Source organism: Pleurocapsa sp. PCC 7327 (genome assembly GCF_000317025.1).
Taxonomy (GTDB): domain Bacteria; phylum Cyanobacteriota; class Cyanobacteriia; order Cyanobacteriales; family Microcystaceae; genus Hydrococcus.
In genome coordinates this window covers 4857878-4872239 of the sequence record NC_019689.1, presented here as the reverse complement: position 1 = coordinate 4872239, position 14362 = coordinate 4857878, and the positions used below count along the sequence as shown (strand labels likewise).

18 protein-coding genes and 1 tRNA gene are annotated in these 14362 nt (G+C 44.1%); 5 read left to right on the top strand and 14 right to left on the bottom strand.

Going from position 1 to position 14362, the window contains the following annotated elements; genetic code table 11:
• Positions 1-5 precede the first annotated feature (5 nt).
• Together sufC and sufB are read right to left on the bottom strand one after the other, a co-directional pair.
• Complete coding sequence (sufC, locus tag PLE7327_RS21930; RefSeq protein WP_015145950.1) at positions 6-794, bottom strand: Fe-S cluster assembly ATPase SufC; 789 nt, start codon at positions 792-794, stop codon at positions 6-8.
• Between the two features lie 100 nt (positions 795-894).
• Positions 895-2337, bottom strand: coding sequence for a Fe-S cluster assembly protein SufB (gene sufB / locus PLE7327_RS21925; protein ID WP_015145949.1), 1443 nt, complete (start codon positions 2335-2337; stop codon positions 895-897).
• A gap of 257 nt (positions 2338-2594) precedes the next feature.
• Between sufB and sufR the strand changes: the two genes are divergently transcribed.
• From sufR to PLE7327_RS21910, 3 genes are read left to right on the top strand one after another with little or no spacing between them, the layout of a single operon-like run.
• A complete protein-coding gene (gene sufR, locus PLE7327_RS21920; RefSeq protein ID WP_041392491.1) occupies positions 2595-3263 on the top strand; it encodes an iron-sulfur cluster biosynthesis transcriptional regulator SufR in 669 nt (222 codons plus the stop codon).
• The gene (locus PLE7327_RS21915; RefSeq protein ID WP_015145947.1) at positions 3260-3523 is read left to right on the top strand and encodes a hypothetical protein; all 264 of its coding nucleotides are present in this window, start codon (positions 3260-3262) and stop codon (positions 3521-3523) included. Before sufR ends, PLE7327_RS21915 begins: the two co-directional genes overlap by 4 nt.
• Before the next feature lie 29 nt (positions 3524-3552).
• Complete coding sequence (locus PLE7327_RS21910; protein ID WP_015145946.1) at positions 3553-3747, top strand: heavy-metal-associated domain-containing protein; 195 nt, start codon at positions 3553-3555, stop codon at positions 3745-3747.
• Positions 3748-3786: 39 nt separating this feature from the next.
• On the opposite strand, the gene PLE7327_RS21905 is transcribed toward PLE7327_RS21910, so the two are convergent.
• From PLE7327_RS21905 to PLE7327_RS21875, 7 genes are all read right to left on the bottom strand, one after another.
• Positions 3787-4869: an ABC transporter ATP-binding protein gene (locus PLE7327_RS21905; RefSeq protein WP_015145945.1), complete on the bottom strand. Its 1083-nt coding sequence runs from the start codon at positions 4867-4869 to the stop codon at positions 3787-3789.
• A 45-nt stretch (positions 4870-4914) separates the two neighbouring features.
• A complete protein-coding gene (gene wecB, locus PLE7327_RS21900) occupies positions 4915-6027 on the bottom strand; it encodes a non-hydrolyzing UDP-N-acetylglucosamine 2-epimerase (RefSeq protein WP_015145944.1) in 1113 nt (370 codons plus the stop codon).
• 141 nt (positions 6028-6168) lie between these two features.
• On the bottom strand, positions 6169-6543 hold the full coding sequence (locus tag PLE7327_RS21895; protein ID WP_015145943.1) for a hypothetical protein: 375 nt from the start codon (positions 6541-6543) through the stop codon (positions 6169-6171).
• Between the two features lie 378 nt (positions 6544-6921).
• Positions 6922-8109 (bottom strand): TRC40/GET3/ArsA family transport-energizing ATPase, encoded by a 1188-nt coding sequence (locus tag PLE7327_RS21890; protein ID WP_015145942.1) that lies wholly within the window; start codon positions 8107-8109, stop codon positions 6922-6924.
• A 111-nt stretch (positions 8110-8220) separates the two neighbouring features.
• Positions 8221-8418 (bottom strand): hypothetical protein, encoded by a 198-nt coding sequence (locus tag PLE7327_RS21885; RefSeq protein WP_015145941.1) that lies wholly within the window; start codon positions 8416-8418, stop codon positions 8221-8223.
• Between the two features lie 212 nt (positions 8419-8630).
• Positions 8631-9032: a cupin domain-containing protein gene (locus PLE7327_RS21880; protein WP_015145940.1), complete on the bottom strand. Its 402-nt coding sequence runs from the start codon at positions 9030-9032 to the stop codon at positions 8631-8633.
• 72 nt (positions 9033-9104) lie between these two features.
• Complete coding sequence (locus PLE7327_RS21875) at positions 9105-9491, bottom strand: DUF4359 domain-containing protein (RefSeq protein ID WP_254658044.1); 387 nt, start codon at positions 9489-9491, stop codon at positions 9105-9107.
• 94 nt (positions 9492-9585) lie between these two features.
• Here PLE7327_RS21875 and PLE7327_RS21870 point away from each other — a divergent pair.
• Together PLE7327_RS21870 and PLE7327_RS21865 are read left to right on the top strand one after the other, a co-directional pair.
• A tRNA-His gene (locus tag PLE7327_RS21870) sits at positions 9586-9658 on the top strand.
• A 152-nt stretch (positions 9659-9810) separates the two neighbouring features.
• On the top strand, positions 9811-10251 hold the full coding sequence (locus PLE7327_RS21865; RefSeq protein WP_015145938.1) for a SufE family protein: 441 nt from the start codon (positions 9811-9813) through the stop codon (positions 10249-10251).
• Positions 10252-10360: 109 nt separating this feature from the next.
• Here the strand turns inward: PLE7327_RS21865 and PLE7327_RS21860 are convergent, their stop codons facing one another.
• From PLE7327_RS21860 to PLE7327_RS21840, 5 genes are all read right to left on the bottom strand, one after another.
• The gene (locus PLE7327_RS21860) at positions 10361-10903 is read right to left on the bottom strand and encodes a transcriptional repressor (protein WP_015145937.1); all 543 of its coding nucleotides are present in this window, start codon (positions 10901-10903) and stop codon (positions 10361-10363) included.
• Between the two features lie 278 nt (positions 10904-11181).
• Entirely contained in the window at positions 11182-12171 is a 990-nt protein-coding gene (gene petA, locus PLE7327_RS21855; RefSeq protein WP_015145936.1) for a cytochrome f, read from the bottom strand.
• Positions 12172-12231: 60 nt separating this feature from the next.
• Positions 12232-12771, bottom strand: a complete 540-nt coding sequence (gene petC / locus PLE7327_RS21850; protein WP_015145935.1) for a cytochrome b6-f complex iron-sulfur subunit — start codon at positions 12769-12771, stop codon at positions 12232-12234.
• A gap of 215 nt (positions 12772-12986) precedes the next feature.
• Positions 12987-13700, bottom strand: coding sequence for a M15 family metallopeptidase (locus PLE7327_RS21845; protein WP_041393761.1), 714 nt, complete (start codon positions 13698-13700; stop codon positions 12987-12989).
• 70 nt (positions 13701-13770) lie between these two features.
• Entirely contained in the window at positions 13771-14067 is a 297-nt protein-coding gene (locus tag PLE7327_RS21840) for a response regulator (protein WP_217523487.1), read from the bottom strand.
• Between the last annotated feature and the right edge of the window lie 295 nt (positions 14068-14362).

The window sequence follows — 14362 nt, the reverse complement described above, 5'->3', positions numbered from 1 at the left end:
TTAACTTAAGTACCAACTTCTGAAAGAATTTTTTCTTCTACAAATTCGTAGCCATGAGATTCTAATTCAAGTGCCAATTCTTTAGTGCCACTGGTAACGATGCGACCGTCATACATAACGTGAACGTAATCCGGTGTAATGTAGTTTAGCAGGCGTTGATAGTGAGTAATGACTAGGAAAGCATTATCGGGGGTTACCAATTGATTAACGCCGTTGGCAACGATTCTCAGCGCGTCAATATCCAAACCCGAATCGATCTCGTCTAAAATCCCTAATGTAGGTTCTAATAACGCCATTTGTAAAATTTCATTGCGCTTCTTTTCTCCGCCAGAGAAGCCTTCATTTAAACTTCTCTCTAGAAAACTAGAATCCATCCGCACGATTCCCAGTTTTTCTTGCACTAAATCTTCAAAATCAAACGTATCGAGTTCTTCCAAACCGAGATGCTTGCGTCGGGCATTATAAGCTACGCGGAGAAAATCTAGATTGCTAACGCCAGGAATTTCTAACGGGTATTGGAAACCTAAAAATATTCCTTCTAACGCCCGTTCGTCTGGTTCTTTTTCTAGTAAATTTTCTCCTTTATAAATAACCTCTCCTCCAGTCACTTCATAACTGGGATGTCCTGCTAAAACTTTAGCCAAGGTGCTTTTACCCGAACCATTACGCCCCATAATCGCGTGAATTTCTCCCGCTTTAATTTCTAGATTGACTCCCTTCAAAATCGGCGTAGCATCTACATTAGCCGTTAAATTCCGAACCGATAAAATTACTTCGCTGTTTTCTCTAATCATCAGTCTATTGCTAGTTATGAGTTAGTCGTTATTGGTTAGCGGTTAGAATTCGGGAGTTAGTTTTTTACTAACTACTAACCACCAACCCAATATAATTCTTTTAGCCTACAGTTCCTTCCAACTTTAGACTTAACAGTTTATCAGCTTCTGCAGCGAATTCCATCGGCAATTTATTCAAGACATCTTTACAGAAGCCGCTTACCAACATTGACACCGCATCTTCTTCAGAAATTCCCCGTTGGGCAAAGTAGAAAAGCTGATCTTCTCCAATCTTAGAAGTCGAGGCTTCGTGTTCTACCTTGGCAGAGTTATTATCGACCTGAATATAGGGGAAAGTATTAGCTTCGGCATTGTCCCCAATCAGCATAGAATCGCATTGGGAATAATTCCTTGCACCCGTTGCTTTGGGTCCCATTTTCACCAAACCTCGGTAACTATTCTTAGAATTTCCGGCAGAAATTCCCTTAGAAATAATCGTGCTGCGAGTGTTTTTGCCAATATGGATCATCTTGGTTCCCGTATCGGCTTGTTGCTTGTTGTTGGTGAGGGCGATGGAGTAAAATTCTCCGACGGAATTATCCCCAATTAACACGCAACTCGGATACTTCCAAGTGATTGCAGAGCCTGTTTCGACTTGCGTCCAAGAAATCTTAGAATTAACTCCCTTACACAAGCCGCGCTTGGTGACAAAGTTATAAATTCCACCTTTACCATTTTCGTCTCCAGCGAACCAATTTTGCACGGTGGAATATTTGATTTCTGCGTTGTCTAAGGCAATTAATTCTACCACTGCTGCATGGAGTTGGTTGCTATCGTACATCGGTGCGGTACAGCCTTCTAAATAACTTACGCAAGCACCTTCATCGGCGATAATTAGCGTGCGTTCAAACTGTCCCGTTTCTCCGTTGTTGATGCGGAAGTAAGTAGAAAGTTCCATCGGGCATTGTACGCCTTTGGGAATGTAGACGAAGGAACCATCGCTGAAAACGGCAGAATTAAGGGCAGCAAAATAGTTGTCGCCAACCGGAACGACGCTACCGATATATTTCTCAACCAGTTTGGGATGTTCTTGTAAGGCTTCGGAAATCGAACAGAAGATGACCCCGTGTTCGGCGAGTTTTTCTTTGAAGGTAGTGGCGATAGAAACACTATCGAAAATGGCATCTACCGCGACGTTCGAGAGTCGTTTTTGTTCCGATAGCGGAATGCCTAGCTTTTCAAAAGTTTCTAAAAGCGTGGGATCGACTTCTTCGAGACTTTTGAGTTTTTCTTTGTTGTGCTTAGGTGCGGAGTAATAAATGATATTCTGGTAATCAATGGGCGGATAGCTCACGTGAGACCAAGTAGGTTCCGTCATCTTCTGCCATTGCCGATAGGCTTTGAGACGAAACTCCAGCATGAATTCCGGTTCGTTCTTTTTGGCAGAAATCAAGCGAATAATATCTTCATTGAGTCCGCGAGGAATGGTATCTGACTCAATGTTGGTAACGAAGCCGTACTTGTATGGCTGGTTGACGATGTTTTTGACTGTTGTGGCACTCATTTGACTTTAGTGTTCTCTCTCTTTGTACAAACAGGCGATCGCTGTTAGGATGGCAGGCAAGTGGTGACGGCTATCAGCAAAGCAACGGAGTTGTACGAGGTTCTAAGACTTAAACAACAAAAATGTTGTTTAATTTTATTCTAGAATAGATTAACAATAGTGTTGTTGTCAAAGTCGAATCAATTTTTTTCAGGATCGGCTCAAGAGTGACCAGCGAACACTATTCACGATCGCGCGGCATTTCCCAATATAGGAAGATGACGATTACTCAGCCCCCTTCCACCAAACAAGATATTCTTCAATATTTACTCAGAAACGGTCAAGCTACTGCCCAGGCTTTAGCTGACAACCTAGATATAAGTCCCCAAGCCATTCGCCGCCATCTCAAGGATTTAGAAACCGAGGAACTAATCGAACATCATGCCATTCAAGTTGGCATGGGTCGTCCCCAATACATCTACCGTTTGAGCAAAAAAGGACGCGATCGCTTTCCTCAAGGATACAGCGAATTTGCCGTATCTTTTTTAGACACCCTGGTAGAAACGGTCGGAGAAAAACAAGTCGGCGAAGTTCTGCGCAAGCAGTGGGAACGTAAAGCCGAGGAATACCGACAAAGAGTAGGCAATGGAACGCTCAGAGAACGGGTAACTAAATTAGTCCAACTCCGTCAGAAAGAGGGCTACATGGCAGAATTACTTTTGGTAGAGAATGATAATTCTAAAAAGGGGATTCCAGAGAAGTACATTCTAGCAGAACACCATTGCGCTATCTCTGAAGTTGCCGAATCTTTTCCCAGCGTTTGCGGACACGAATTAGAAATGTTCTCCGCTGTCTTGCCCGATTGTACGGTAGAACGCACGCACTGGATTAACAATGGCGAACATAATTGCGGCTACTTAATTCAAGCAAAATTTAAAATCGAATGACCAATGACCAAGGACAAATGACAAATCCTCAATTTTTAACCCTCGAAGAGTCAGCCGATGTTGATGCGGCTTTATTATCTTCGCCGGAAAAATTTTTGACCCGATTGACAATTTCTTCCTTAAGACTATTGAAAATTATTGCCGAAGATAGAGGCATTCCCATAGAAGAACTGACTCACAAACAGATAATTGAGTGGTTTGAAAAAGATGGAAAAATTCGACGCGATCGAGGAGTTGAGGCGGCTGTTTTAAAATGGTAGGTAGTTCCTCGTACAACATTTAATTAACGATGACTATTGAACTGAAAGTGCCAAGTATCGCCTGCGAAGCTTGTGCAAAAATCATTACTGAAGCCATTAAAACGCACGAATCAGATGCAAAAGTCAAAGTTGACGTTGAAAACAAAACTGTCTCCGTTGAAACCGAGGCATCTGAAGAATCGGTTAGGCAAATAATTCAAGCAGTCGGACATACCGTCGAGTAAGGTTAGGTTTGAACGCTAAACTAGGAACTATTCTAGGTATCAGTTCAAGCGATCGCGTTGGTGGAGGGGTAGATTACCATTAAAACTAAACCAGTGAATCAGTTGGTTTGGCAAGGTAAGTCTAACCGTCTCTCCCTCCCAGTTTTGGTCGATAGGAAGTAAAGTACGTACCGTCAAATCTGACCCCTTCACGCGCACGCTAATTAACTTTTCTTTACCTAACGCTTCGACTAGATAAACTCGACCTTCTATAGTTTGGGAATCTTCGACTGGGTTGAGGCGAATGTCTTCGGGACGAATGCCCATAACGATTTGTGCGGGCATGGTTGGGAGAGCTGGTAAGACAATTCTAAAATCGCCCAGGATGGCTGTATTTCCCTCACAGAAAAGTTCCAGTAAATTCATCTGCGGACTGCCCACAAAACCCGCAACAAACTGATTGGCTGGATGGGCATAAATTTGATGAGGGGTGTCTAGCTGTTGCAGCAGACCGTCATAGAGAACAGCCACCTGATTGGATAAGGTCATAGCTTCGGTTTGGTCGTGAGTCACGTAGACGACGGGTTTTTGCTGATCTTTGAAAATTTGCTTGAGTTCTGAGCGAACTTGTTCGCGCAAAAGCGCATCTAAATTGCTTAACGGTTCGTCTAATAAAAACACGTCTGGTTCGCGAACCAATGCCCTGGCCAGGGCTACCCGCTGTCTCTGTCCGCCAGATAGCTGGCTGGGTTTGCGATAAAGCAATTCTTGCAATCCCAGCTTTTTGGCGACCGATTCGAGTCGAACCTGAATTTCTGTTCGAGGAACCCTACGAAGTTTTAGGGCAGCAGAGATATTTTCCCCAACACTCATATGGGGGTAGAGGGCGTAACTTTGGAAAACCATCGCAACATTGCGATCGCCTGGTGCTATCCTATTAACTGTCTTACCGCCAATAACGACTCTTCCTTGAGTCGGTTGTTCTAAACCCGCAATCAACCTCAGTAAAGTTGACTTGCCACATCCAGACGGTCCCAATAAAGTGAGAAACTCTCCATCTTCCACCTCAAAACTTATATCTTTAACGGGGACAATATTATCTGCATACTGTTTGCGTAAATTGTGTAATTCGAGTTTAGCCATAATTGGTAGGGGCGCACGGCTGTACGCCCGTACAGTTATTTGTGGTTACATTAAATAATCTTTAACAATTTTCACAATTCTCTGAGAGGCTTTCCCATCGCCAAAGGGGTTAATCGCATTCGCCATCTTTTGATAAGCCTCAAAATCGCTCAATAACTGACTAGCAGCCGCAGCAATATCGGACGGTCGAGTTCCTATCAGTTTAGCCGTTCCCGCTTCAACCGCTTCCGGTCGTTCGGTAGTTTCTCGCAATACCAATACGGGTTTTCCCAAACTAGGGGCTTCTTCCTGTATGCCGCCAGAATCCGTCAGCAGTAAGTAGCACCGTTGAATGGCTCCTACCAGTTGGGCATAATCTAGAGGTTCTGTTAAAAAGACTCTAGGATGGTTTCCTAAAGCATTTTGAATGGGTTCTCGAACGGTAGGATTGCGATGGAGGGGTAAAAGCAAAGCTATATCGGAAAATTTATCTAAAATCAGGCGAAATCCTTCAATAATATCTTTTAGTGGCTCTCCCCAGTTTTCTCGCCGATGCACGGTTGCCAACAAAACGCGATATTTTTCCCATTTCAATCCAGGAACGGGACATTCAGGGTTGCGGTGGGCAACCGTTAGTAAAGCATCGATAACTGTATTGCCCGTGTGATAAACTTCTCCTGTTACGCCGGAACGCTGGACATTCTCAAAAGCCCGTTTGGTAGGCGCAAAATGAAGTTGCGTCAGTTGGGAAATGAGGCGGCGATTGATTTCTTCTGGATAGGGATTATAAATATTGTCGGTGCGTAACCCCGCCTCTACATGACCGACGGGAATCTTTTGATAAAACGCCGCCAAAGCTGCCGCAAAAGCCGTAGTCGTATCGCCTTGAACGATAACAAGTTGGGGAGAGATTTGCTGAAATGCTTTCTCTAATCCCTGCAAACTGCGACAGGTGATTTCTGTCAGACTTTGCTTGGGTTGCATGATTTTTAAGTCTTCATCAGCTTGCAACTCGAATAGTTGCATAACTTGGTCAACCATTTCTCGATGCTGTCCCGTCAACACTACATGAGTCCGAAACTCCGGTAATTTTTGAAACTGTTGGATGACTGGGGCAAGTTTAATGGCTTCGGGACGAGTGCCCAGCACGATGCAAATTGAAAGGGTTGATGGGTTCATTCGATTGCGGATTCGAGTTCTCCTTGTCTATGTTACAGATAATTATTAAAATTACTGGAAAAATTGTTATGAAAAAACCCGGTCGCAACCGGGCTGCACTAGCTTGATTTTATTAATTTTCTGAGTCAATTGTGTTAATTTTTACTGAGTCAGACCGCAGGTAAGCGGACAGGATGCATATACGGAAGTATGCGAAGGGCTTGCTTCGCCGTGCAGCCATGTAAGCCAACTGACTTCGGTTGGATGAATGCCATTAGCAGTCAGAATTGCAGCTCCTATAAATATCCCTAGAGCGTGTGCGCCGACTATGCCGCCCGCTACTAGCAAAACTGCACTAACGGGCAAGAGGGATTGCAAGATAATTGATAAAAAAGCACCAACGGTAGCCATTAATACAACGACAGGAAATCCGACAACGAGCAAGCAAACCGTCAGCGTGAAACTCCAGATTAAAAAGCTTTTGGCTAGGGTGAATATATAGCTTTTTTCCCAACTTTGTTTTTGAGCTAATTCCATTTTTTTGTCTCCAGAGCAAACCACCAATCTTCCATAAAGGAAGAAAATATTAAAGATAAGTATAGGTAAGCTTAAGAAGATGAGAATCGCCTTTTAAAATAAATTCACATTAATTGGGGAAAGTTAGGTTGTTTGTATCGACTTGTTGCGATTGGGGGTGATTTTGGGTAGATAGCAAAGCAATAAATCTGTCTTAAGATAGAGACAAGAAATAAGCGATCTTCGTCGATCCCCAATTTAATCTATTTTTGAGCGAGAACAAGCGCCTCAATTGAGTAATACGTTAAAATTCACTGCTTAATATTTTGAAATTTTAGGATCTGTAGTCGTTTAAACAGACGCGATCGCACTTTCATATTAAGCATTTATCCGCGAAAACTATACCTCAATCGCATCGGTAAAGCGAATTTTGAGATAATCCTCTTCTATCTTGGCGCCTGCTGGTTTGAGGGCAGCTAATGCTTGCGGCAAAACCAAGTTGCGTCGATGATTCCCAATTCTAATATTTAATTCGTCGCCCGTTTTATTTAACTGGATTTGTTCCTTAGGAACGCCAGGTAAATAGAGTTCTAAGCTATAGTTACGATCTTCTTGCAAAACTCGAATCGTGTTTTCTTTGTAATATACCTGAGCTGGGTCTTCCTCTGGGTAGAGAGTCTCTTTGAGACGTTCTAGCGCAGCTAAACCGCACATCTCTTCGGAGAAAAGCGGAACTTCTTTAACGGGTAGGGGATGAAAATTCTCGTAAATTTCCTGTTTGTATAGCTTCTGATTGTCTTTCCAGTGTTGGAAAAAAGGATCGGTAACAGTCTCAGGAATAATCCGATTGGCAATGACGAGATCGGTAGAGACATTATACAAACTCAAATAAGAATGCGCTCGCAAGGATTCCTTGATGACCATCTTTTCAGGGTTAGTCACCAAGCGCACCGAAGTTTGAGTATTATCGGTTAAAATCTTTTCTAGGGCTTCGATCTTCTCGTAGAATTCGTAAGGAGCATCCATGACCTCCTTGTCGGGTAAAGAAAAACCCGCGATCGGTCTGAAGATAGGTTCTACTATAGGTCGTAGAGCTGCCGACATCCCTTGTAACGGTTTGTAAAACTTTCTCATGTACCAACCGCCGACTTCGGGAAGACTCAGGAGTCGCAAAGCTGTTCCCGTAGGCGCGGAATCGATAATCAAAACATCATATGCGCCTTCGTCATAGTGGCGTTTCATACGAACTAAACCGAAGATTTCATCCATCCCCGGTAAAATTGCCAATTCTTCAGCTTGAACGCCTTCGAGTCCCCGCGCCTGCAAAACTTGAGTAATGTAGCGCTTAACCGATCCCCAATTGCCTTCAAGTTCCATCAGCGCGTCCAGTTCGGCTCCCCAGAGATTGGGACGCACTTGTCGCGGCTCGTGTCCCAATTCTAGGTCAAAACTGTCGGCAAGGGAATGGGCAGGGTCGGTACTCAGTACGAGAGTTTTATATTCTAATTCAGCGCAACGGAGTCCGGTAGCAGCAGCAACAGAAGTTTTGCCTACCCCCCCCTTACCAGTCATGAGAATTACACGCATTGATGCTCGGCTGTATATGAAAAAAATTTACATTACTTATACTTTAGCATTTCAGCACTTTATCGTCGTGGCGCGCAATGTCTCTTCAAAATCAGGAGCGATTGGTGTATTTTAGCGATAAATAGCTTTTTGAGCTTGGGAAACTAGACCAACGCCGATAAAACGAGAGTAGTTGTCCAATCTCCCTTGTTGTGCGATTCTGTCCGGTTGGTTGTAAAGTTCGCTAACGAGTATGCCCATCATGGCGGCGGAAGCCAGAGCGAGGATATAATTGCGGATAGTGACTGATTCTTTGCTAGCTGAAAACATAACTAAAAATCTCCTAACCCTGTTGTTTTCTAAGAGTAATTGCGGAGTTTCAGTCATGTCAGTCCCAACCAAAAGGGAAATACTACCTCTAGAAGGAAAGTTGTATTACCCCTAAAGTGGAAAATAGTGGAATTGAAAAGGGATAGGGTTAGGAACTAGAGAATAAAAATTTCCAGTTCTCCATACAAGCTTTTTGGCAAACTCGCTCCTAACTAAATTTCTGAAAAGCGAATGATGTCATCATCCCCCAAATACTCTCCGTTTTGGACTTCGATCATTACCAATGGAATCACTCCTGGATTTTCAACGCGGTGAGGAGTATTCATGGGAACGTAAGTCGATTCCTTTTGCTTGAGTAACTTTTCCTCTCCATTACAAATAACTTTCGCCGTCCCAGAAACAACTATCCAGTGTTCGCTGCGATGATAGTGCATCTGAGTGCTAATGTAGTGCCCCGGTTTGACGACGATGCGATTGATGCGATAGCGAGATCCTTCTTCTAGTACGGTAACGGTTCCCCAAGGAGGAGTTCTAGTAATTTCTTCATGTTCGGATAACTGAAGGACTTCGTTGGTATCATCGCCGTGCTTATGGTCATGCGAGTCGTTGTTCATCAACTTTACCTTCCCTTCGAGACTTTACCTAGCAATTATTGCGATCGCTAATTAAATGCCATCACCATCAGTCTACAATTCCTCGACTTGGTAGGTATAAAAATTTTCTAAGGCACCAATAGTCTCAAAGTAGTAACCCGGTGCGGGGGCGGGAGGCGACAATTTGGTTTGATAGATACTAAACAACAGATAGTTCTGCCGTTTTGTCTGTTGTGCGATCAGTTGTTTGATTTGAGGTCGTGCCGTATCGACCAAAGATTTGCAAAAACTTTGTACGATCCCGTCTAATTTCTCTGATACTTGCGTACAACCCTCTTCTTTTAGGTAAAGCGTTAGTCTTTCCGTTGCGTACTGTTCGTAGGCTTGATTGCTCGGATTGGTAACGACCAGCAATCCGCCCATGCCAACTATCGCAACTCCCCCAACCCACATTAATCGCTGCCCAATTTTCATCGTCATGCTCGCTATTGTTACGATCGCTGACTTCCAGATTAACTCAGTTTTCGTTCTCTTAAAATCGAACATATAATATGCTATGATTATTTAATGAATGGCGAGCGTAGCCAAGCGGTCAAGGCAGTGGATTGTGGTTCCACCATTCGTGGGTTCGAATCCCATCGTTCGCCCTGGATCTAATCCCTTCACCAAAACTTTGATTTTAATTAATCAGGAAAAGAAGAATGATTATTCTTCTGTTTTCGAGTTAGCGGAATGTTAGAATTGAGTGGGTGCAAGCTGGCAAAAAAAAGACGATTTCCCATCCCGACGCGAAGCGATTATGTCATCTCCCGAAACTTTCTTACCTCCTAACCTCGATCGCATCGTACAGCGCTTTAAGAGCCGCAAGGATCCCAAAAAACGCTACGAGCAACTGCTTTGGTATGCCAAAAAACTAGAGCCGATGCCGGAGGAAGAGAAAACGCCAGAAAATAAAGTTCGTGGTTGCACTTCTCAAGTGTATATCGCTGCTGACTTGAAAGAGGGAAAGGTTTGGTATCGAGGCGATTCTGACGCACAGTTGGTCAAGGGATTGGTGGCATTATTAATTGAAGGACTCAATGGTTTGCCTCCCCAAGAGATCTTACAAGTCACCCCGGATTTTATCGAAGAAACGGGACTGAAAGTCAGTTTAACTCCTTCCCGCGCCAATGGTTTCTACAATATTTTTCAAACTATGCAGAAGAAAGCCTTGGGATTTGAATTGGGAATGTCAGCTTAAACTGCATAACTTTTCAATTTTGTAAGGGCAGATTGCTTATCTGCCCTCAAGTCTAAATTTGAGCTTTTCTGTTCGCGATCGAATCCTACAAGGTTAAAAAAGCAATCTTTTATTCTTTATCTTCATCTTCTGCTACGAGAGATTTTAAGGTTTTGCCTTCAGAAATAGCACGAGTGCAGGACCAATTGCTTGGTAAGGTAGAGGGCCATCCCATACGCAATGCTTCCGGACAAATTGTCATCACGGTAAGCTGACAATCGATTAATTGAAATCCCTCTTTTTCACACTGTTTAAGACTCTGTTTTAAAATCGAATCGTTTTTAAACTCAATTGTTTTATTACACTGAATACAAACGAGATGATGGTGATGATGGGGATAGGGTTGATTGAGTTCGTAATGTTTGTGTCCTTCGGCTAGTTCTAATTCTCGAAGAATCCCCATCCGGGACATTAACTTGACACTGCGGTAAATAGTCGATAAACTAATTCCCTCTTCTCTTTGCTCTAAGAGAGAATAAAGTTCCTCGGCACTCAGGTGATTACCCCGTGGCAAATTCTGAAAAACGTGCAGGATCTTTTCTCTCTGCGGTGTCAAGCGCCAACCTCTAGCATTTAGTTCGGCTTTCAGCGATGTGGCAGTGTAAGGAGGCATACTAACTCCTTTCAAGAAACTCTATCTAATTGACAATGATAGACGCTCTTGCTGTTTATTTGCAACAAAAGCCAGTAATTGAAAATCAAATGGTAAAATCATTTTGATAGCGAAGCCAATTCTAGATTAGCTTACCGAGAAGATTATTGGAGCTTTTCAATTCTTGAGCGCGGTAGATGAGAATATCTAGATTTTCTATGGCGATCGCACTCAAGAGAAGATCGCAAAAAAGACGGGTAATAATTACCCGTCCTAAATAGGAATAATTAACGCTCGAATTAAAAGTTCATTTCTGCTGCTTGAACTCTTTCGACTTGCTTCTTCTTGAGAATCAGCAAGATTTGAGACAGCATAATACCAGCAACGAACACCATCAACCACTTGATGCGGTCTGGACTTTGCAGAACGATTTCTGTATCTTTCTGACCGAATCCTCCCACGTTCGGGTTGTTAGTAAGGGCTTCTCCAGCAGCAACCCGTTGTCCTTCAGAAACGATTAATTCCGGTCCGGCTGGAATCTTGTCTACCACAATGCTGCCATCTGCCGTAGTAATAGTCACTTCGTAGCCGCCAGCTTCTTGCTTGCTAATTTGTGAGATCGTGCCAGCCGCAGATGCTTTGAAAACGTTATTATTGCTAGCTTCTCCCGTGGGATAGAGTTGACCGCGACCGCGATTGGCACCTAGGTGAACGGAATATTTACCGAAGTGAATGTTTTTATCGGTTGCGGGATCGGGAGAAAGGACGGGGAAAACGATTTCCTGATATTGCTCGCCAGGGAGAGGTCCGACGATAACGACGTTTTCTTGGTCTTCCCGATAAGGCTGAAAGTATACGCCACCGACTTTTTCCTTCATTTCTTTAGGAATTCTGTCGGGGGGAGCGATCTTGAATCCTTCTGGCAGCATGAGAACTGCGCCAACGTTGAGACCGCCTTTAGAACCGTCTCCTAAAACTTGTTGGGTGCTTGTGTCGTAGGGGATTTTTACCACGGCTTCAAAAACGGTATCGGGCAGCACCGACTGGGGAATTTCAATTTCCGCGGGTTTTTGGGCTAGGTGACAGTTAGCGCAAACGATGCGTCCGGTAGGTTCGCGAGGGGTTTCCGGTGCGGTTTGCTGCGCCCAAAACGGATAAGCTGCCGCCGATTGAGGGAATGCCAGATCGCTGGCAAGGAAAAGGGCAACAGAAGCGATCGCTAGCAGGGTTACTTTGAGCATTACCTGCTTGCCAGTTCGCCATATTGCCGAGATATAAGGGGTTCTCATCTCTATGTCAAATTACTCAAAAACTGAAACTTCAACAAATCGTTATTCTATCGAGACAAATTAAGCCCACCAGGGGTCTTCGCCAGTACGGAAATCGGTTTCCGTCCAAGGGGTAAAGACAACTTTATCGTTGTCCACCGTAGCATGTGCCAAGGCAAGGGATAGCGGTGCAGGACCGCGCACGACTTTTCCTTCAGCATTGTACTGGGAACCGTGACAGGGACAGATGAATTTTTCTTCAGCGGCGTTCCAGGGAACGACGCAACCCAGGTGAGTACAAACGGCATTAATGCCGTAGTTGGCGATAGTTTTGTCTTCTTGCACGACGATGTAAGTAGGATCGCCTTTGAGTCCTTGTGCCAAGGTGCGATCGCCTGGGTTATGAGTCGCTAAAAATTCGCTGACGATGATATCGTTACCGAGAGCGTCTTTAGCAGTAACGCCGCCGCCAACTCCGCCGCTAGAAGGCGGGATAAAGTACTTGACGACTGGGTAGAGTGCGCCTGCCGCTACGCCCGTAATCGTCCCAAAAGTCAATAGGTTCATGAATTGACGACGACCCATATCTGGGACATCGGATGCTCCTGACATCTGAGTCATAACTAACCTTCTTTATGTTTATCTTTTCAGTCTCTGGACTCATCTCAACTGAGGGATAAGGCTTTTAGGCTTTCCCTGCAATTTTTGTAAACCTTTTTGAAATTCCTCTCAGGATTATTGTCTTTGCTGACTGGGAGAGAGCATTTATATGCAACCTTTAAACAGAGGTAGATGACATTTTCTTCAAAAAGGTTTACAACTTCTGTATTAAATTATTACAGATTTAATACCCTTCCATACCGAGCAGTCAGAAAGTTATCGAGTTTTTCTCGATTATGCTGCCATGCCCACATTTGGTCGCCGAGGGAAAAATGCCACCATTCTCCCGGATGGCGACAAAATCTAGCCTCGCGCATGACTTCATATAACAGCTGCCGTCTGGTGCAATAAAGGCGTTCTTTTTCGCTAGTGCTGTTGGCATAGTAATCGGGATGGGATCGCGGCGAGAGTTCGTCGATTTCCCCGCCCATATCTAGCGGATTTCCCGTCCCATCGACTAAAGTAATGTCAACTGCCGCTCCCGTACTGTGCGGGGGAGGCGTAGCGGGATTGTCGCTTGGAACTGCCCAAATTTGGTAGACTTCCTCCAAAAGCTTCTGACGCTGTTTGCTCGATAAACTTTCTGCTTTTAATCCCCTCTCTCGTAGCAGCCCAGTCAAGGTATAATCGACCATAAATTGTTGCACTTCGACGGGTCGATAAGCATCAAAAATTTTAATTTTCCATCCCGGATAGTGCTGATGTAAGTAAGTTTGGGCGTTAATTAACGCTTCAAGAACGCCTTGGCGAAGAGAATAGGGCGATCGCCCTCCGTAATTTGCCCCCAGTTTTTCGTAGGGATGGGGAGACTCGATCGCGAATTTTTCGAGCGGAATAGCAACTAATGGTTCGTCGCACTCTTGAATGGGAATTCTTTGATAAGGTTTCATACAATGGGAACTGGCGCTTGGCGAATCGGGAAAGATTTTACCGAGTCTGCGATGCTTGCGATCGCGAATTTCACTCAAGCACCTCTGCTATCTGGGTTATTAAGGCAGATAGCTTAAAGGGTTTGGCAAGTATTTTTACAACCCCTAGCTTTGACAGTTCCTGGGGAGCGAGCCAATCGGCAATTACCGTCAACAACACGACTGGAATTTTCTGATGTTCGGGGTTCGCGCGCAGTCGTTGCAGAAACTCGATTCCATTCATCCCGTCCATCTCTATATCTAAAATAATGGCATCGGGTTTTCGGGTTTGTACTTCGAGCAGCCCCTCCTCACCCGAAGCTGCTTCGAGTACTTGCCAACCCCCCAGATCCTTCTAGGCAACAACCGATAACCATTCGGTTGTCAGCTTCATCATCAATAATCAAAATTTGCCTGGCCGGCACTACAGCTTTCCTGTAACTCTTATATTGCTTAGCAATCGAGACCATAAACCAAAACTGAGTCGGGTTACTTATAATTAAACCGAAGAAAAATGAAGAACTCTTGAAGAAATCTAGCGATCGCTATAGTTAAGAAAGATGAAGCTTTGATAATTTATCAATCGATTTCCAGAAGTTTAAGACGAATTTTGTTGATTTAATTTGCATATATCCTAAAATAGG

What these genes read in the sequence shown, in the direction of transcription:
- sufC (WP_015145950.1), bottom strand. Translation starts at nt 794, where the DNA reads ATGATTAGAGAAAACAGCGAAGTAATTTTATCGGTTCGGAATTTAACG.
- sufB (WP_015145949.1), bottom strand. Translation starts at nt 2,337, where the DNA reads ATGAGTGCCACAACAGTCAAAAACATCGTCAACCAGCCATACAAGTAC.
- sufR (WP_041392491.1), top strand. Translation starts at nt 2,595, where the DNA reads ATGACGATTACTCAGCCCCCTTCCACCAAACAAGATATTCTTCAATAT.
- PLE7327_RS21915 (WP_015145947.1), top strand. Translation starts at nt 3,260, where the DNA reads ATGACCAATGACCAAGGACAAATGACAAATCCTCAATTTTTAACCCTC.
- PLE7327_RS21910 (WP_015145946.1), top strand. Translation starts at nt 3,553, where the DNA reads ATGACTATTGAACTGAAAGTGCCAAGTATCGCCTGCGAAGCTTGTGCA.
- PLE7327_RS21905 (WP_015145945.1), bottom strand. Translation starts at nt 4,869, where the DNA reads ATGGCTAAACTCGAATTACACAATTTACGCAAACAGTATGCAGATAAT.
- wecB (WP_015145944.1), bottom strand. Translation starts at nt 6,027, where the DNA reads ATGAACCCATCAACCCTTTCAATTTGCATCGTGCTGGGCACTCGTCCC.
- PLE7327_RS21895 (WP_015145943.1), bottom strand. Translation starts at nt 6,543, where the DNA reads ATGGAATTAGCTCAAAAACAAAGTTGGGAAAAAAGCTATATATTCACC.
- PLE7327_RS21890 (WP_015145942.1), bottom strand. Translation starts at nt 8,109, where the DNA reads ATGCGTGTAATTCTCATGACTGGTAAGGGGGGGGTAGGCAAAACTTCT.
- PLE7327_RS21885 (WP_015145941.1), bottom strand. Translation starts at nt 8,418, where the DNA reads ATGTTTTCAGCTAGCAAAGAATCAGTCACTATCCGCAATTATATCCTC.
- PLE7327_RS21880 (WP_015145940.1), bottom strand. Translation starts at nt 9,032, where the DNA reads ATGAACAACGACTCGCATGACCATAAGCACGGCGATGATACCAACGAA.
- PLE7327_RS21875 (WP_254658044.1), bottom strand. Translation starts at nt 9,491, where the DNA reads ATGACGATGAAAATTGGGCAGCGATTAATGTGGGTTGGGGGAGTTGCG.
- PLE7327_RS21865 (WP_015145938.1), top strand. Translation starts at nt 9,811, where the DNA reads ATGTCATCTCCCGAAACTTTCTTACCTCCTAACCTCGATCGCATCGTA.
- PLE7327_RS21860 (WP_015145937.1), bottom strand. Translation starts at nt 10,903, where the DNA reads ATGCCTCCTTACACTGCCACATCGCTGAAAGCCGAACTAAATGCTAGA.
- petA (WP_015145936.1), bottom strand. Translation starts at nt 12,171, where the DNA reads ATGAGAACCCCTTATATCTCGGCAATATGGCGAACTGGCAAGCAGGTA.
- petC (WP_015145935.1), bottom strand. Translation starts at nt 12,771, where the DNA reads ATGACTCAGATGTCAGGAGCATCCGATGTCCCAGATATGGGTCGTCGT.
- PLE7327_RS21845 (WP_041393761.1), bottom strand. Translation starts at nt 13,700, where the DNA reads ATGAAACCTTATCAAAGAATTCCCATTCAAGAGTGCGACGAACCATTA.